This is a genomic window from Serratia proteamaculans (assembly GCF_004684015.1).
Lineage (GTDB): Bacteria > Pseudomonadota > Gammaproteobacteria > Enterobacterales > Enterobacteriaceae > Serratia > Serratia proteamaculans_F.
This window is the reverse complement of record NZ_SRIA01000019.1, coordinates 240611-257243: the sequence shown is the minus strand read 5'-3', so window position 1 is coordinate 257243 and position 16633 is coordinate 240611. Positions and strand designations below refer to the sequence as shown.

Below are 16633 nucleotides of genomic sequence, written 5' to 3'. Positions count from 1 at the left end.
TAAACCATGACATTGAAAGAGTTATTGGTTGGTTTCGGCACCCAGGTGCGCAGCATTTGGATGATAGGCCTGCATGCCTTCGCCAAGCGCGAAACCCAGATGTATCCGGAAGAACCGGTTTACCTGCCTCCGCGCTACCGTGGCCGCATCGTGCTGACGCGCGATCCGGACGGCGAAGAGCGCTGCGTGGCTTGTAACCTGTGTGCGGTTGCCTGCCCGGTGGGCTGTATCTCGCTGCAAAAAGCAGAACAGAAAGATGGCCGTTGGTATCCGGAGTTTTTCCGCATCAACTTCTCGCGCTGCATTTTCTGCGGCCTGTGCGAAGAAGCTTGCCCAACTACCGCCATCCAGCTGACGCCGGATTTCGAAATGGGTGAATTCAAGCGCCAGGATCTGGTGTACGAAAAAGAAGATCTGTTGATCTCGGGGCCGGGTAAATATCCGGAATATAACTTCTACCGGATGGCCGGTATGGCGATTGACGGCAAAGCCAAGGGCGAAGCCGAAAACGAAGCCAAACCGATCGACGTCAAAGGTCTGTTGCCTTAAGGAGCCAGCAAGCATGGAAATTGCCTTTTATCTGGCAGGTTTTATTGCGGTGATCGCGACAATTCGCGTGATCTCGCATACCAATCCTGTGCATGCGTTGCTGTATCTGATCGTCTCGTTACTGGCGATCTCTGCAGTCTTTTTCTCACTCGGTGCCTACTTCGCCGCGGCATTGGAAATCATCGTCTACGCCGGTGCCATCATGGTGCTGTTCGTGTTCGTGGTGATGATGTTGAACCTCGGCAACGCGGTGCAGCAACAAGAGCGCGATTGGCTCAAACCGTCGGTGTGGATCGGCCCTGGCATCTTGTCGCTGGCGCTGTTGGTGGTGCTGATTTTCGCTATCCGCAGCGTGTCCGATCAGGGCATCAGCGGTGAGATGGTTGACGCTAAAGCGGTGGGGATCAGCCTGTTTGGTCCTTACGTTCTGGCGGTTGAGCTGGCTTCAATGCTGCTGTTGGCAGGTCTGGTTGTTGCCTTCCACATTGGTCGTGAGCACAAACCGGGTGAGGTGTTGAGCAACGCCCCGGCCAGTAGCGAAATGGCGAGAAGAAAATCGGAGGAGCAAGCATGATCCCTCTTCAACATGGCCTGATCCTGGCGGCAATTCTGTTCGTCCTGGGTCTGACCGGGTTGCTGGTGCGTCGCAATCTGCTGTTTATGCTGATCAGTCTGGAAGTGATGATCAACGCCGCGGCACTGGCGTTTATCGTGGCGGGCAGCTATTGGGGCCAACCGGACGGGCAGGTGATGTATATCCTGGCGATCAGCCTGGCAGCCGCCGAGGCCAGTATTGGTCTGGCATTGCTGCTGCAGCTTTACCGTCGTCGTCATACCCTGAATATTGATACTGTCAGTGAGATGCGCGGATGAACCTATTATATTTAACTATTCTGCTACCGCTGATCGGGTTCCTGCTGTTGGCCTTCTCCCGAGGCCGCTGGTCTGAGAACACCTCGGCAATCGTCGGCGTAGGCTCTATCGGCCTGGCTGCTCTGGTCACGGTCCATGTGGGTATGGATTTCTTCGCCCAGAAAGCCACTGGCGTGCAGCTGTTTGAGCAAAGCCTGTGGAACTGGATGAGCGTCGGTAATTTCAATATCGGTGTGACCCTGACGCTGGACGGCCTGTCGCTGACCATGCTGTCAGTGGTGACCGGCGTGGGCTTCTTCATCCACATGTTCGCTTCCTGGTACATGCGCGGTGAAGAGGGCTACTCCCGCTTCTTCGCTTACACCAACCTGTTTATCGCCAGCATGGTGGTATTGGTACTGGCAGACAACCTGTTGCTGCTGTACCTGGGTTGGGAAGGCGTGGGCCTGTGCAGCTACCTGTTGATCGGCTTCTATTACAAGGATCCGGCCAACGGTGCGGCGGCGATGAAAGCCTTCATCGTGACTCGCGTCGGTGACGTGTTCCTGGCATTTGCGCTGTTCATCCTCTACAACGAGCTGGGCACGCTGAACATCCGCGAACTGATGATCCTGGCACCGCAAAAACTGGCGATTGGCGATACGGCGATCACCTGGGCTACGTTGATGTTGCTGGGTGGTGCGGTCGGTAAATCGGCGCAGTTGCCGTTGCAGACCTGGCTGGCAGATGCGATGGCGGGTCCAACCCCGGTTTCAGCACTGATCCACGCTGCAACCATGGTAACCGCGGGCGTTTACCTGATTGCCCGTACTCACGGCCTGTTCCTGATGGCGCCGGAAGTGCTGCATCTGGTGGGCATTATCGGGGCAGTGACCCTGGTGCTGGCCGGCTTTGCCGCGCTGGTGCAGACCGATATCAAGCGCGTGCTTGCCTACTCCACCATGAGCCAGATTGGTTACATGTTCCTGGCGTTGGGCGTGCAGGCGTGGGATGCTGCTATCTTCCACCTGATGACCCATGCGTTCTTCAAGGCGCTGCTGTTCCTCTCCTCCGGTTCGGTGATCCTGGCCTGCCATCACGAGCAGAACATCTTCAAGATGGGCGGCCTGCGCAAGAGTATCCCGCTGGTTTACGTCTGCTTCCTGGTGGGTGGCGCTGCGCTGTCGGCACTGCCGCTGATCACCGCAGGCTTCTTCAGTAAGGATGAGATCCTGGCCGGTGCGATGGCCAACGGTCACATCAACCTGATGATTGCCGGTCTGGTCGGTGCATTCATGACCTCGCTGTACACCTTCCGTATGATTTTCATCGTGTTCCATGGCGAAGAGAAAATCAAAGCGCATGCCGGTAAAGGCATCACTCACCACCTGCCGCTGTTGGTGCTGTTGGTGCTGTCCACCTTCGTTGGCGCGATGATCGTTCCGCCATTGCAGGGCGTACTGCCAGATACCACCGAGCTGGCGCACGGTAGCGTGCTGCAACTGGAGATTACCTCCGGCGTAGTGGCTATTGTCGGCATCCTGCTGGCGGCGGCGCTGTGGCTGGGCAAACGTAGCCTGGTGACCCGCATTGCCAATAGCGCACCGGGGCGTTTCTTCTCGACCTGGTGGTTCCATGCCTGGGGCTTCGACTGGCTGTACGACAAAGTCTTCGTCAAGCCGTACCTGGGTATTGCGAAGTTGCTGCAACGTGATCCGCTGAACTCGATGATGAACCTGCCGGCCATCTTCTCCCGCTGGGGGAACCGAGGTCTGACAGTGAGCGAGAACGGTCAGGTGCGTTGGTATATAGCGTCTATGGGTGTGGGTGCAGTGGTCGTATTGGCTCTGTTGATTCTGGTTTAATTGAATAATTTAAACAGACGCATTTTTCGGGCGTAGCGCCCTGCAGGGCGCTACGTACAAAGTTTGAAATTATTCGTATAAGGGACACAAAACGCCATGCTATTACCTTGGCTAATTCTTATCCCCTTTATTGGCGGTCTGCTGTGCTGGCAGTTTGAGCGCTTCGGTACTAAGGTGCCGCGCTGGATTGCGTTGATCGCAATGGGGCTGACATTGGCGCTTTCTCTGTATCTGTGGATGCAGGGTGGCTACACATTGACTACGCCGAAAGGCATTCCGCAGTGGCAGTCTGAATTCCTGCTGCCGTGGATCCCTCGCTTTGGGATTTCCATCCACCTGGCGCTGGACGGTCTGTCACTGCTGATGGTGGTGCTGACCGGCCTGCTGGGCGTGCTGGCTATTCTCTGTTCCTGGCGTGAAATCCAGAAATACCAGGGCTTCTTCCACCTGAACCTGCTGTGGATCCTGGGTGGGGTAATCGGCGTGTTCCTCGCCATCGACATGTTCCTGTTCTTCTTCTTCTGGGAAATGATGTTGGTGCCGATGTACTTCCTGATTGCACTCTGGGGTCACAAGGCGTCGGACGGGAAAACCCGTATTACTGCGGCCACCAAGTTCTTCATCTATACCCAGGCCAGTGGTCTGGTGATGTTGATTGCCATTATGGGCCTGGTGTTCGTGCACTATAACGCGACCGGCGTGTGGACCTTCGATTACGAAGATCTGCTGCAGACGCCAATGTCCCATAACGTGCAATACCTGTTGATGCTGGGCTTCTTCATCGCCTTTGCGGTGAAAATGCCGGTGGTGCCATTGCATGGCTGGTTGCCTGATGCGCATAGCCAGGCACCAACCGCAGGTTCTGTTGACCTGGCGGGGATCTTGCTGAAGACGGCGGCCTACGGCATGTTGCGTTTCAGCCTGCCGCTGTTCCCGGAAGCGTCGCACGAGTTTGCGCCAATCGCCATGTGGCTGGGCGTGGTCGGTATCTTCTACGGCGCCTGGATGGCGTTTGCGCAGACTGATATCAAGCGTCTGATTGCTTATACCTCGGTTTCCCATATGGGCTTCGTGCTGATTGCCATCTACACCGGCAGCCAACTGGCTTACCAGGGCGCGGTGATCCAGATGATTGCACACGGTCTGTCTGCGGCCGGTATGTTCATCATCTGTGGCCAGCTGTACGAACGTCTGCATACCCGTGACATGCGTGAAATGGGCGGCCTGTGGGGACGTATCAAATACATCCCTGCGCTGTCGTTGTTCTTCGCAGTGGCGACCCTGGGGATGCCGGGTACCGGTAACTTCGTCGGTGAATTCATGATCCTGTTCGGCAGCTATCAGGTTGTGCCGGTGATCACCGTGATTTCTACCTTCGGTCTGGTGTTTGCTTCGGTTTATTCGTTGATCATGATGCAGCGCGCCTATTACGGCAAAGCCAAGTCTGACCAACCGTTACCGGGCATGACCGCGCGTGAGCTGTTTATCATTCTGCTGCTGGTGGTGTTGCTGGTTCTGCTGGGGGTTTACCCGCAGCCGATTCTGGATACTTCCAATGCGGCGATGAGCAACGTGCAACACTGGTTTGGTTCGTCAGTTTCAGCAATTTCAACAACAAGGCCGTAATTCGCCATGACAATAACTCCTCAACAACTGATCGCATTGTTACCACTGTTGATCGTCGGATTGACGGTGGTGGTTGTGATGCTAGGCATTGCGTGGCGACGCGACCACTTTATCAACGCCACCCTGACCGTGATCGGTCTCAACCTGGCGCTGCTTTCACTGTACTTTGTTGGCCAGGTAGGCCCAATGGACGTCACCCCGCTGGTGCGGGTGGATGGCTACTCGATGTTCTATACCGGGCTGGTGATACTGGCGAGTCTGGCGACCTGTACCTTTGCCTATCCTTGGCTGGTCGGTTACCCGGACAACCGCGAAGAGTTCTACCTGCTGGTGCTGATTGCGACCATGGGTGGCATTCTGCTGGCGAGCGCCAACCATCTGGCGTCGCTGTTCCTCGGTATTGAACTGATCTCGCTGCCGCTGTTCGGCCTGGTGGGCTATGCCTACCGCCAGAAGCGTCCGTTGGAAGCGGCCATCAAGTACATGTTGCTGTCCGCTGCCGCGTCGTCGTTCCTGCTGTTCGGTATGGCGCTGCTGTATGCTGAGTCCGGTGACCTGTCACTGGCCGGCCTGGGCAAAAGCCTGCAAGAAAACATGATGCACCAGCCGCTGGTCCTGGCGGGTATGGGCATGATGATTGTCGGTCTGGGCTTCAAGCTGTCGCTGGTGCCGTTCCAACTGTGGACACCGGATGTGTATCAGGGGGCGCCTGCGCCGGTTTCAACCTTCCTGGCGACCGCCAGCAAGATTGCGATCTTCGCCGTGGTGATGCGTTTGTTCCTGTATGCACCGGCCGCCGACAACGAAGCGCTGCGTATGGTGCTGTCAATCATTGCCGTCTGCTCAATTTTGTTCGGCAACCTGATGGCCATCAGCCAAACCAATATCAAGCGTCTGCTGGGTTACTCGTCGATCGCCCACCTGGGTTATCTGCTGGTGGCATTGATTGCGGTGCAAACCCATCAGCTGTCGTTGGAAACCGCCGGGGTTTACCTGGCCGGTTACCTGTTCAGCAGCCTGGGCGCGTTTGGCGTAGTCAGCCTGATGTCCAGCCCGTACCGTGGCCCGGACGCTGATTCACTGTTCTCTTACCGTGGTCTGTTCTGGCATAAGCCAATTCTGTCCGCGGTAATGACGGTGATGATGCTGTCACTGGCCGGTATCCCGATGACACTGGGCTTTATCGGTAAGTTCTTTGTGATCGCGATGGGCGTCAGTGCTCACCTGTGGTGGTTGACCGGCGCAGTGGTGCTGGGCAGCGCCATCGGTTTGTACTACTACCTGCGCGTGACCGTCAGCCTGTTCCTCAGCGCGCCGGAAGCGCTGCAGCGCGATACCCCGAACAACTGGGCGTTGACCGCAGGCGGTGTGGTGGTGTTGATCTCCGCCGCGTTGGTGTTGCTGTTGGGTGTTTATCCGCAGCCGCTGATTACGCTGGTACAGATGGCACAGCCGATGTTCTGATTGGCATCAAGGCAGTAAAAAAGGTCGCTTCGGCGACCTTTTTTTATGGGGCGGGGGACGTGATGTAGTACTGGAACGATCAACCGGGATTGTTTTGAAACGAGGTTTCCAGTGCCTGTACGACGGCGCGTACCCGCGCGGCACGCTGCAGATCGGGGTGTAGCACCAGCCAGATATCTACCCAGTCTTTGTTTTCCGGGAAAATGCGTACCAGATCAGGATCCTTGTCCGCCAGGAAGGAGGACAGCAGGCCGATGCCCAATCCGTTACGCGTTGCCGAGCGCAACAGCAACTGTGAATTGCATTGTAAAACTACGTTGGGGTCGATCAGCGCTTCGCCACAAAAGTCGTTCCAGTGGCGAGGCACCAACTCACGTGGGAACATCAGCAGATCGTGACCGCGCAGATGGTCACCCTTGGTCGGCATGCCGTGTTTATCGAGGTAGTCCTGCGTGGCGTACAGCCCCATTTCGATGGTGGCCATACGTTTGATAATCAGCTCATCGGACTCGGGCCGTGCACCCCGGATCGCTAAATCTGCCCCGCGGTAAGAAATATCAGAGATATTCACCGCGGTCAGCATAGTGACGGTGATTAGCGGGTGTTGCTCCCGCAGCGCTTTCAACGCCGGAATGACAAAGGCCTCGGCCATGGTGTCAGTGGTGGCGATGCGCACGTTACCGCACAGGCTGTCGTCGCCGCTGGTGGCTTTGCGGCCAATCGCCTGCACGGCATTTTCCATATTCATCACGTCCGCCAGCATTTCCTCACCCAAAGGGCTGAGGGAGAATGATTTCGGCGTGCGGATAAACAGCTTGGACCCCAGGCTCTCTTCAAAAGCGGTAATGCGCCGTCCGACGGTGGCCTGGTCGACGTGTAGTTCATTGGCGGCCTTTCGTAAAGTGCCGCAGCGGGCTACTGCCAGGAAGAAGCGTGCGTCATCCCAATTCATCATGCCATTTCCTTTATGCAGGCTTATCGGCCTTGTCGGTGTTTATTCTTGCGCAACCTTACGGGCACAGGTTCGGGCGACAAGTCAGGGCTGGTATCATAATTATTTATTATGTTTCAGGATATGAATAAATGCATTAACGTGAAGCAATTTTGCATCTTTATTTTTACCCGACAATCTTTATCCTTATCAACGTTTATGCTGTGATCTGGCGCACGTTTTGTGCCAATGTTACCTTAAACGCGAAAGCAGATGCGCATGAGAGCCTGTCTCTGTTGGCTAACCGCCTGGTGGGATCGACTCTGAATCAGGTTGGCCAACCACGACTGGACATTAAAAATGGAGTCTCACGCAGAGAAGTTATACACCCCCGTAGCACTGGCAACTGCGGACGGTGTCAGGGTTATTGCCACGCCCGGTACGAAAGCGGCGGAGCAAACGAACGCTGATGTGATTATCCAGGGTCTTGAAGCACGCGGCATTCAGCACATATTCCTGGTACCCGGCAAGCTGGTGTACCCACTGATTAAATCCATTGAACATTCCGCCATTAGCGGCATCGTCGGCGCTCATGAAACCGCCTGCGGCTTTATGGCCGACGGCTACGCCCGTGCCAGCCGCAAATTTGGCGTTTGTCTGGGCATTTCCGGCCCCGGCACCATGAATTTCCTGCCGGCGATGGCGGCGGCACAGGCCGATAAAATCCCGGTGCTTTATCTGGCCGGCGGTATTGCCACTTATCATGAAGCGCAGGGCGCTTTCCAGGACGGCAGCAATAGCGGTATCGATGAGCTGACTATCGTCAAACCGCTGCTGTCCGCCGCGATAGAAGTGAAAAATAATCTTACGTTGCAGCACGAGCTGCGGCGCGGTTTGTCCTGCCTGAACACCCAGCGTAAAGGCCGGGCTTATTTAAGCGTGCCGGTCGATATGCAAAAAAAAGCGGTGGCCGGCAATTATGAAGCCAGCCCACAGCGTACGCCACAGTGCCGTGAAGCGGCGATTGACCAGCAGGCGCTGGAGCAGGTGTTGGATGATTATCTGCTGCGTGGGCTGAACGTTGCCTGCCTGGTGGGCAACCGCATGAATAATCCGTTGGATGCTGCACTGCTGCTGCGCCTGGCGGAAAAATACCGTTTGCCGGTTGCCACCACGCTGTCCGGCAAGGGCGCTTTTCCCGAAGGGCATGAGCTGGCGTTGGGGCTGTATGGTTTCGCCGGTCACACCCGTGCGGTGGAAACCATCAATGGCGACGAGGTTGATGTGCTGCTGGTTCTGGGCTGTGACCTCAGCCAGCGCGACAGCCTGAACTGGAATTCACGGCTGCATGGCACCAAAACGCTGGTGGTGATCGATGAGGATTTCGACAAGGTCAGTTCGCATTATCAACCAGACATGCAAATCTTCTCCAGCCTGACCGATACGCTGCGGCACCTGCTGGATGCGGTCAGCGACGATGACGCGCATCTGGTTGCCATCAAGAGCCTGCGCAATGGCTGGCTTGAACAGGTGCGCCAACTGCCGTTGGAGCAACAGCAGCCCGATTTGCAGGCGCGTCTGGCCCTGGGTGAAGCCAATATGTATCCCGGTGACGCCATCAAACGCATTCGCAGCCGGATGGGCCCGGACACCAACGTGGTGGTCGACTCCGGTGCGCACCGTATCTTTATGGCGCACCATTGGCTGGCCAGCGGGCGCGGTGATTACCATACCTCAAGCTCCCTGGCACCTATGGGCTGGGCAATTTGTGCCGGTATTGGCATCAAGCTGGCAGCACCGCACCGCGACTGCGTGGTGGTCACCGGTGACGGTTGCATGCTGATGCACGGCATGGAGATCCAGACCGCCGCCCGTTATCAGGTCAAAATGACCTTTGTGGTGATGAACAACTGCGCGCACGGTGCGATGCACATAGATACCTTGCAGAACCGTGGGGTATCGGCGGACTACACGGCATTGCCAAACCACGACTGGAAGGCCTTCGCCAACAGTCTGGGGGTTTCCTCCGCCAAAGCGGCGACGCTGGAAGAACTGGACGAAGCACTGGTCGCGGCGGCTGAGCACGAAGGCCCGTTCCTGATAGAAGTGTTGGTGGGAAATCATGTGGCGCCTAATCGCTACTATGCCGAGAGCATCGTAGAATACGAGCAGCGTATCAAAGGCTTGTAAGGGCGGAGCCCTGTTATTGCGGGAGTCGTCATTATTATCCTTTGTATCACGCCATTCTATTTTACTCACAGTAGTCATGGAGCGATAACGATGTATAAACTGACACTTCTGGCATTAATGATGGCATTTCAGGGCTATGCACAGGCCGCTGACGATCACGGCGAAGGCATTACCAAAGAAACCCTGCTGAAAACCGAGACCTCGTGGGAGGGGACGCCGTACCAGCACTATCCGGCCGGTGCCCCGCAGATCACCATGCTGAAAGTTACCGTGGAGCCGAACAAGGTGCTGGCCTGGCATACCCATCCGTGCATCAGCGCGGTGTATATGACCGGCGGTAGCGTTTCGCTGACGGTAAAGAAAACCGGTGTGAAGCACACCTTTAAACAGGGCGATTCCTTTACCGATACGGTAGATATTGTGCATCAGGGCGTCTCCGGCGATAAGGGGGCCGAAATGCTGGTGTTCTTCGCCTGTGCCGATAACCAGCCCTTGACGGTGAAAGCTGCCGAATAATCGCCCGTCGTCTTTCACGGGGCGGTGCTGTTGCCGTGGGGGCGAATAGATTCGCCCCGTTTTATTTTTGTCGCCCGTTGCGGCGGCACTCCGAGGAAATCATGGTTGCTTTGTGGATGGTTGTCGCCAGCGGTTTTTTTGCGCTGATGGGGGCCAGCATCAAACTGGCTTCGGCCAAGGTCGGCTTTTTCGACATCATTTTTTACCGTTCTGTGATTAACGTGCTGATCGTCGCCGCGTTAATTCAGGTTAAAAACCTCGGTTTTCGCACCCGGCATCTGGGCCTGCATATGAAGCGTGCCGCCATCGGCAATGCGGCGATGTACTGTGGCTTTTACTCGCTGATCCATCTGCCGATCGCCACTGCCACCACGCTGGGCTACACCAACCCTATCTTTCAGTCGGCGATCGCCTTTGTCACCTCCAAAGGCCAGTTGACTGGCAAGCTGCTGTTCTCGGTTCTGCTGGGGTTTATTGGCATTCTGGTGTTACTGCGGCCGGATACGCCGAACGGTGAATATGTCGCCACGCTGATTGGTCTGCTTTCCGGCCTGCTGACGGCGCTGGCCTATTTTAACGTTGGCAAGCTGGTACGCACGGGCGAGCCGGAGCTGCGGGTGGTGTTTTACTTCTCGCTGGTGGGTACGTTGGTAGGCGCTGTGATGACCACGGTGGTGGGGTTCACTACGCTTGATAGCGCGATGATACTGTGCGTCTGCGCCATCGGCGTATTCGGCAGCCTGGGGCAAATCACCATGACCCGTGCCTATGGCAGCGGCAATGCGGTGATAGTCAGCATTCTGTCCTACAGCACCATCATTTTCTCCACGCTGCTCGGTTATCTGCTGTTTGGCGAGAAACTGTCTTATATTGCCGCGGGCGGCATGGCGCTGATTATTCTTTCCGGCGCGCTGGCTATTTTGAAACGCGCTCCTGCGAAGGTCGCCAAGGCTGAGGCCGTGTAATTTTGCATTCAACAGAATGCATTAATGAATCACTATGATGCATTCTTGGCTATTTTGACGGTTATACCCGAAAGGTATGATAACCGCGTTTCCTGATGTGTTTGGTTTCAGGGCTAGCGTTTATCCAGATTGTTTCGGGAGAGAAAAATGTCTGAAGGTGTGGCTGTTGATGAAGCGGCTAAAGCGAATTCGGGCACGTCGCATTTTGCCATTCTGCTGTTTTTAGCGCTGGCATTAATGTCTGCACTGCTCAACAGCAGTGCGCCGACGCCGCTTTATCCGCTTTATCAACATGAGTTGGCGTTAAGCTCGGTCAGCCTGACGGTCATTTATGGCGCCTATGCCGCCGGCGTACTGATCTCATTGTTCGGCGTGGGCAACATGGCCGGCAAGGTCAAAGACTTGCGCAGCATGATTGTACCGGCGTTGCTGGTGGTGCTGGCCGGGGCTTTGCTGTTCTCGATGGCCGATTCGTTTCTGATGATGTTTATGGCGCGTTTGCTGGCCGGGATCGGCACCGGGGCATTAACCGGTGCGGCCAATATTGCGCTGGTACGCTTTGGGCCGAAAGACGGCGGTAAAAATGCGGCGCTGATTGCCACGCTGTCGTTTACCACCGGTCTGGCGTTGGGGCCGATTTTCAGCGGTGTGGCGCTGCAAACCGGGTTCCATACCACGTCACTGCCGTTCATTATCATTATGGCGGTGGCGGCAGTGGCCGCGCTGGGCGTGATGCTGAAATGGCCGGTTGAAGTTGTGGTCGCGCCGTTAAGCGGGACGACGACGGTTGATGGCGCAGCGGAAAAAAGTTCATTGGCTGACGGCCTGCGTGCGACGGGTGGCAAGTTCTACCTGTGTGCCGGGGCATTGTTTATCTGTTGGGCGGTGGCCGCCAGCATTTTGGCGATTGGCCCGAGCGTGTCGGAAAAGCTGTTGGGCATGCATAGCCGCGGCGTTTATGGTTACGTGATTGCAGTTTACCTGGTTATTGCCGGTATCAGCCAAATCCTGAGTCGTCGCGTTAATGCCCGTCATTCGCTGATGTTTGGCTGTCTGGCGCAGGCGTTGTCGGTAGTGGTGTTCGCCGAAGCGATTCAAATTCACTCGTTGGCTCTGGCCAGTGCCGGTATGGTGATTGCAGGGTACGCCTACGGGGCAATTTTTGTCGGTAGCGCCACGTTGGTGAACCTGATTTCGCCGAAGGCTAGCCATGCAAGACTGATTTCGTTGTTTTATGTTATTGCTTATATTGCCAACTGGGTACCTATCCTGTTGGGGGTAGTGATCGACCATGCCAGCCTGCATCTGGCGGTCAACCTGTTATTTATGGTCAGTGCCGTGGTGTGCTTGATTTTGAGCTTTATGGTGACCCGTGCGGGCTTCCCGCGCTGAAATATTCTTGCTCTTTTAAGCTGAGGTCTTGCTGACTGAAACTTGAAATAAATATGTTCTCGCTGCGCAATGTGGCGAGCCGATTTCCCTGGTGTTGTTGTGTGTCATTTCCAGCGTGCTTGCCACGCTGGTTTTTTTTGTGACAAATTCCACATTAATGTAATTTTCACGTTTCTCATTACATATTTTATGTGAAATTCATCACATAAAAATGCCGATTTTCGAGTAAACTGCGCGCTTTCTCTGCTGCGGGTCGGTTTATGAACGTTATCTTTGCCATTGCTGTGACAACCGGGATCCTCTCCGGCGTTTGGGGCTGGGTGGCCGTCAGCCTGGGGCTGATTAGCTGGGCGGGTTTCCTCGGCTGTACGGCCTATTTTGCTTGCCCGCAGGGTGGGTTGAAAGGGTTGTTGATAAGCACGCTAACCTGCGGCAGCGGGGTATTTTGGGCAATGGTGATTATTCACGGCAGCGAGTTGGCCCCAGGCTTGAGCATCCTCGGTTACCTGCTGACCGGCGCCGTGGCTTTCCTGATGTGCATTCAGGCGAAACAGCAGTGGTTGGGGTTTGTGCCCGGCACCTTTATTGGCGCCTGTGCCACCTTCGCCGGTGGCGGCGACTGGCCGCTGGTGACCTTGTCCCTGGTGGTGGGATTGGTGTTCGGCTACGCGATGAAAAACAGCGGTCTTTGGCTGGCGGCACGCAATGAGAAACCCAAACAAACGGGCGCTGTTACCGAGCATGTTAACCGCTGATTTAAATGGTGCCGCCGAGTGAAATGCGGTAGTGCAGGTCAACGCGCTCGATGCACGGCACCCCTTTAATCCGTTTGAGTAAAATCTCTGTGGCGACTTTGCCCATATCAAACCTTGGGGTGATCACGCTGGCGATGCCCGGCGTGGTGGCCTTGCCAATATCCAGACCGTGAAAACCCGACAGGGCAATGTCCTGTGGCACCTTCAAGCCGAGCCGCAGACACGCCTGTAACACGCCCACCGCCAGATCGTCATTGGTGCACAAGATGCCGTCCAAATCGGGGTAGAGCTGCCGCGCCATCGCCAGCATGTCGGAGCCGACCGAGACCGACGAGACCCGATGCGGCGTGATTTGCCGTGGTGTCAGCCCCTGATTTTCCATCGCCCGGCAATAGCCCTGGAAACGTTTGGTGTCGCGTGCGTCGGACATGGCACCAAAGTAAACCACCTGGCGTTTACCGCTGGCGAGCAACGCTTCGGTCATGTCAAAACCCGCCTGATAGTTATCAAACCCCACGGCGATCCGCCCCTCGGGCCCTTCAAGATCCATCACCTGCGCCACCGGGATTTTGGCCGCTGCCAGATATTTTTCCGCCCGCAGGGTGTGCTCGGAATCGGTGAGGATCAACCCGGCGATCGGGTAGGCCAGCAGTTGGATAATGTGTTCTTCTTCCCGTTGCCGGCTGTAGTCATAGTTAACCACCAGAGTTTGATAGCCGTTCTCCAGCGCGATGGATTCGATACCGGCCAACAGATCGGCAAAAATCTGGTTGTTGAAAGAGGGGATCAGCACGCCAATACGCGGCTTTTGGGATGAGCGTGCCTCATCGCTGTCGGTGAAGTTAACTTCTTTCATCACCTGGGCAATTTTCGCCGCGGTTTCGGCCGCCACCTTGTCCGGCGTGCGCAGATAGCGGCTGACGGTCATTTTGGTCACACCGGCGAGCAGTGCAATGTCCTGCAGCGTGACGCGTTGGTTCTTCATTCATGGGCCTTAACAGGGGGCGAAGAGATCGCGAATTCTGCCATGTTAACAAATCGATCTGGTGATAACAATCGACGTCATAAAGTATAAAGTTCCTATTTTTCAATGAAATGAATTAATTATTGATTGTACTGGAATGCGTGGCTTCACGTTAAAGGTAACAGCTTTTAGTAACACGATTTTAAGTGATCTTTATCACGTTTTTACCGGCGATGATCCGCTGAGATAGGCGTCAGTCCTATCCAAATGACATCGCCGGGGAACGTTATGAACAACTTATTTTCACTGGATAACAAAAAAATACTGATTACCGGCGCTTCTCGGGGCATTGGTTTTCTGCTGGCCCGTGGGTTGGCACAGTATGGCGCCCATATTCTGGTTAATGCGACCACCCAGGAGAATGCACAGCGTGCTGTTGAAACACTGCGGCGCGAAGGTTTCCGCGCCGATGCTGCGGCTTTTGACGTCACCGACTCACAGGCTATCCATGCCGCCATTGAACGGATTGAGGCGGAAAGCGGCGGTATTGACGTGCTGATCAATAACGCCGGGATCCAGCGGCGTCACCCCTTTACCGAGTTCCCGGAAAAAGACTGGGATGACATTATCGCCGTTAACCAGAAGGCGGTATTTATAGTGTCGCAAACCGTAGCTCGCCATATGGTACAACGCCAAAGCGGCAAAATTATCAATATTGGTTCGATGCAAAGCGAGCTGGGCCGCGACACTATTACCCCGTATGCCGCCTCCAAGGGCGCGGTAAAAATGCTGACACGGGGCATGTGCGTTGAGCTGGCGCGTTACAACATTCAGGTCAATGGCATCGCGCCGGGCTATTTCAAAACCGAAATGACTCAGGTGCTGGCGGACAATCCGGAGTTTACCGCCTGGCTGACCAAGCGCACCCCGGCCGCCCGCTGGGGCGACCCGCAAGAGCTGATTGGCGCGGCGGTGTTCCTGTCGTCCCAAGCCTCCGATTTTGTTAATGGTCAACTGTTGTTTGTCGATGGCGGCATGTCCGCTGCGGTATAGCCACCTGCTCAGGAGAAAATCATGATGAAAATTCAAACCCAATCCTGCGTAGTGAACGGCAAATATGACGTGGCGGTGGTGGAGCAGGAAGTGGATTATCAGGGGATCGGTACACTGGTGAAAATCACCCGTGGCGGCATCTGCGGTTCCGACCTGCATTATTACCAGGAAGGCAAAGTTGGCAGTTTCCAGGTGCGCCAGCCGATGGTGCTCGGCCATGAGGTGATCGGTGAAGTGGTGGCCAGTGATACTGCCCGATTGCCTGTGGGGCAGAAAGTGGCGTTAAACCCCAGTAAACCCTGCGGCCAGTGCAAGTATTGTCTGGCAAGCCAGCAAAACCAGTGTACCCAGATGCGTTTCTTCGGTAGCGCGATGTATTTCCCGCATGTTGACGGTGCCTTCACCCAGTACAAGGTGGTCGATAGCGCGCAGTGTATTGCCTTTGACGCCGATCGTGATGAAAAGGTGATGGTGTTTGCCGAACCACTGGCGGTGGCGATACATGCGGCGAAGCAGCCCGGCGCAGTGACAGGGAAAAAGGTGTTTGTTTCCGGCGTTGGCCCGATTGGCTGCCTGCTGGTGGCGGCATTGAAGGCGCTGGGTGCCGGCGAAATTGTCTGTGCCGATCTCAGCCCACGTTGCCTGGATATTGCCCAGAAAATGGGGGCAACCCGTTGTCTGCATGCCGGTAATGACGACTTTAGCGTTTATCAGCAGGAAAAGGGGTACTTTGATATCGTTTTTGAAGTCTCCGGCCACCCGTCGTCGTTGCAGCGCTGTCTGGAAGTCACCCGTGCCAGGGGTACTGTCGTGCAGGTCGGGATGGGGGGCAGTTTCCCGGATTTCCCGTTGATGTTACTGATCGCCAAAGAGTTGAACTTGCTGGGTTCGTTCCGTTTTGTTGAAGAATTTGATTTGGCGGTGGCCTGGTTGGCCGAAGGGACAGTCAATCCACTGCCGCTGCTGTCTGCCGAGTTTGATAACCAGCAATTGGCACAGGCGTTGGCCTTTGCCGGTGACAAGAGTCAGGCGGCCAAAGTGCAACTGGTGTTCTGATTTTAGCATTTGCCCCGTAAACCCTCGCCCCCTCGGGCGGGGAGCAGTCACCCAATAGTCTGATGGCGAAGATCGGCGATCCTTGTCTATAGTTAAGGACCGTATCATTTTTAATCACGGAGAACTTAACATGGCGAGAAATACGGATAGGGATCAAACCACGCTCGATGACGATCTGAGAATGCTGAGCGACACGCTGGAAGAAGTGTTGAGGTACTCCGGCGATCGCGCCGATCAGGCCTATATCGACATCAAGTCACATGCCGAAGAGGCATTGAGCGAGGTCAAGTCGCGGCTGGCTGATACTACCGAGTCCTACTATGCGCGGGCCAAGGACGCGGTGTGCCGCACCGACGGCTACGTGCGCGAAAACCCATGGCACAGCGTCGGTATTGGCGCGACGGTCGGCCTGGTGCTGGGCTTGCTGCTGTCACGTAAATAAGCTCCCTGGAAGT

16 protein-coding genes are annotated in these 16633 nt (G+C 55.7%); 14 read left to right on the top strand and 2 right to left on the bottom strand.

Annotated features, from left to right (window positions below; all coding sequences use genetic code 11):
- Positions 1-6: 6 nt before the first annotated feature.
- The 6 genes from nuoI to nuoN all read left to right on the top strand — a co-directional run bounded on the left by nuoI (position 7) and on the right by nuoN (position 6356).
- Positions 7-549: an NADH-quinone oxidoreductase subunit NuoI gene (gene nuoI, locus E5C26_RS16830; protein ID WP_004947256.1), complete on the top strand. Its 543-nt coding sequence runs from the start codon at positions 7-9 to the stop codon at positions 547-549.
- A gap of 13 nt (positions 550-562) precedes the next feature.
- A complete protein-coding gene (gene nuoJ / locus E5C26_RS16825; RefSeq protein WP_135317338.1) occupies positions 563-1123 on the top strand; it encodes an NADH-quinone oxidoreductase subunit J in 561 nt (186 codons plus the stop codon).
- Complete coding sequence (gene nuoK, locus E5C26_RS16820) at positions 1120-1422, top strand: NADH-quinone oxidoreductase subunit NuoK (protein ID WP_012146014.1); 303 nt, start codon at positions 1120-1122, stop codon at positions 1420-1422. Before nuoJ ends, nuoK begins: the two co-directional genes overlap by 4 nt.
- Positions 1419-3266 carry an NADH-quinone oxidoreductase subunit L gene (nuoL, locus tag E5C26_RS16815; RefSeq protein WP_135317337.1) on the top strand — a complete coding sequence of 616 codons (1848 nt, stop codon included), beginning with the start codon at positions 1419-1421 and terminating at the stop codon, positions 3264-3266. The genes nuoK and nuoL overlap by 4 nt, the downstream gene beginning before the upstream one ends.
- 96 nt (positions 3267-3362) lie before the next feature.
- The gene (nuoM, locus tag E5C26_RS16810; RefSeq protein ID WP_012146012.1) at positions 3363-4892 is read left to right on the top strand and encodes an NADH-quinone oxidoreductase subunit M; all 1530 of its coding nucleotides are present in this window, start codon (positions 3363-3365) and stop codon (positions 4890-4892) included.
- 6 nt (positions 4893-4898) lie between these two features.
- Positions 4899-6356 carry an NADH-quinone oxidoreductase subunit NuoN gene (nuoN, locus tag E5C26_RS16805; RefSeq protein ID WP_135317336.1) on the top strand — a complete coding sequence of 486 codons (1458 nt, stop codon included), beginning with the start codon at positions 4899-4901 and terminating at the stop codon, positions 6354-6356.
- A 79-nt stretch (positions 6357-6435) separates the two neighbouring features.
- Here the strand turns inward: nuoN and E5C26_RS16800 are convergent, their stop codons facing one another.
- Positions 6436-7311 (bottom strand): LysR family transcriptional regulator, encoded by an 876-nt coding sequence (locus E5C26_RS16800; protein ID WP_135317335.1) that lies wholly within the window; start codon positions 7309-7311, stop codon positions 6436-6438.
- 336 nt (positions 7312-7647) lie between these two features.
- On the opposite strand from E5C26_RS16800, the gene E5C26_RS16795 reads away from it, so the two are divergent.
- The 5 genes from E5C26_RS16795 (at position 7648) to E5C26_RS16775 (ending at position 13105) form a co-directional block, all read left to right on the top strand.
- Positions 7648-9477, top strand: a complete 1830-nt coding sequence (locus E5C26_RS16795; RefSeq protein ID WP_135317334.1) for a thiamine pyrophosphate-binding protein — start codon at positions 7648-7650, stop codon at positions 9475-9477.
- Between the two features lie 90 nt (positions 9478-9567).
- The gene (locus E5C26_RS16790; protein ID WP_135317333.1) at positions 9568-9993 is read left to right on the top strand and encodes a cupin domain-containing protein; all 426 of its coding nucleotides are present in this window, start codon (positions 9568-9570) and stop codon (positions 9991-9993) included.
- Positions 9994-10094: 101 nt separating this feature from the next.
- Positions 10095-10958 carry a DMT family transporter gene (locus tag E5C26_RS16785; protein ID WP_135317332.1) on the top strand — a complete coding sequence of 288 codons (864 nt, stop codon included), beginning with the start codon at positions 10095-10097 and terminating at the stop codon, positions 10956-10958.
- 147 nt (positions 10959-11105) lie between these two features.
- Positions 11106-12350 carry an MFS transporter gene (locus E5C26_RS16780; RefSeq protein WP_135317331.1) on the top strand — a complete coding sequence of 415 codons (1245 nt, stop codon included), beginning with the start codon at positions 11106-11108 and terminating at the stop codon, positions 12348-12350.
- 260 nt (positions 12351-12610) lie between these two features.
- Positions 12611-13105 (top strand): DUF1097 domain-containing protein, encoded by a 495-nt coding sequence (locus E5C26_RS16775; protein ID WP_135317330.1) that lies wholly within the window; start codon positions 12611-12613, stop codon positions 13103-13105.
- A gap of 1 nt (position 13106) precedes the next feature.
- Here the strand turns inward: E5C26_RS16775 and E5C26_RS16770 are convergent, their stop codons facing one another.
- Positions 13107-14090 (bottom strand): LacI family DNA-binding transcriptional regulator, encoded by a 984-nt coding sequence (locus E5C26_RS16770; protein ID WP_135317329.1) that lies wholly within the window; start codon positions 14088-14090, stop codon positions 13107-13109.
- A 267-nt stretch (positions 14091-14357) separates the two neighbouring features.
- On the opposite strand from E5C26_RS16770, the gene idnO reads away from it, so the two are divergent.
- From idnO to elaB, 3 genes are all read left to right on the top strand, one after another.
- Positions 14358-15122, top strand: a complete 765-nt coding sequence (gene idnO, locus E5C26_RS16765) for a gluconate 5-dehydrogenase (RefSeq protein WP_135317328.1) — start codon at positions 14358-14360, stop codon at positions 15120-15122.
- Between the two features lie 24 nt (positions 15123-15146).
- Positions 15147-16178 carry an L-idonate 5-dehydrogenase gene (gene idnD / locus E5C26_RS16760; protein ID WP_167796677.1) on the top strand — a complete coding sequence of 344 codons (1032 nt, stop codon included), beginning with the start codon at positions 15147-15149 and terminating at the stop codon, positions 16176-16178.
- A gap of 130 nt (positions 16179-16308) precedes the next feature.
- Positions 16309-16620, top strand: a complete 312-nt coding sequence (gene elaB, locus E5C26_RS16755) for a stress response protein ElaB (protein ID WP_012146001.1) — start codon at positions 16309-16311, stop codon at positions 16618-16620.
- Positions 16621-16633 lie beyond the last annotated feature (13 nt).

Bases quoted from the DNA above. Each gene is read 5' to 3' on its own strand.
- nuoI (WP_004947256.1), top strand. From the start codon at position 7: ATGACATTGAAAGAGTTATTGGTTGGTTTCGGCACCCAGGTGCGCAGC.
- nuoJ (WP_135317338.1), top strand. From the start codon at position 563: ATGGAAATTGCCTTTTATCTGGCAGGTTTTATTGCGGTGATCGCGACA.
- nuoK (WP_012146014.1), top strand. From the start codon at position 1,120: ATGATCCCTCTTCAACATGGCCTGATCCTGGCGGCAATTCTGTTCGTC.
- nuoL (WP_135317337.1), top strand. From the start codon at position 1,419: ATGAACCTATTATATTTAACTATTCTGCTACCGCTGATCGGGTTCCTG.
- nuoM (WP_012146012.1), top strand. From the start codon at position 3,363: ATGCTATTACCTTGGCTAATTCTTATCCCCTTTATTGGCGGTCTGCTG.
- nuoN (WP_135317336.1), top strand. From the start codon at position 4,899: ATGACAATAACTCCTCAACAACTGATCGCATTGTTACCACTGTTGATC.
- E5C26_RS16800 (WP_135317335.1), bottom strand. From the start codon at position 7,311: ATGATGAATTGGGATGACGCACGCTTCTTCCTGGCAGTAGCCCGCTGC.
- E5C26_RS16795 (WP_135317334.1), top strand. From the start codon at position 7,648: ATGGAGTCTCACGCAGAGAAGTTATACACCCCCGTAGCACTGGCAACT.
- E5C26_RS16790 (WP_135317333.1), top strand. From the start codon at position 9,568: ATGTATAAACTGACACTTCTGGCATTAATGATGGCATTTCAGGGCTAT.
- E5C26_RS16785 (WP_135317332.1), top strand. From the start codon at position 10,095: ATGGTTGCTTTGTGGATGGTTGTCGCCAGCGGTTTTTTTGCGCTGATG.
- E5C26_RS16780 (WP_135317331.1), top strand. From the start codon at position 11,106: ATGTCTGAAGGTGTGGCTGTTGATGAAGCGGCTAAAGCGAATTCGGGC.
- E5C26_RS16775 (WP_135317330.1), top strand. From the start codon at position 12,611: ATGAACGTTATCTTTGCCATTGCTGTGACAACCGGGATCCTCTCCGGC.
- E5C26_RS16770 (WP_135317329.1), bottom strand. From the start codon at position 14,090: ATGAAGAACCAACGCGTCACGCTGCAGGACATTGCACTGCTCGCCGGT.
- idnO (WP_135317328.1), top strand. From the start codon at position 14,358: ATGAACAACTTATTTTCACTGGATAACAAAAAAATACTGATTACCGGC.
- idnD (WP_167796677.1), top strand. From the start codon at position 15,147: ATGAAAATTCAAACCCAATCCTGCGTAGTGAACGGCAAATATGACGTG.
- elaB (WP_012146001.1), top strand. From the start codon at position 16,309: ATGGCGAGAAATACGGATAGGGATCAAACCACGCTCGATGACGATCTG.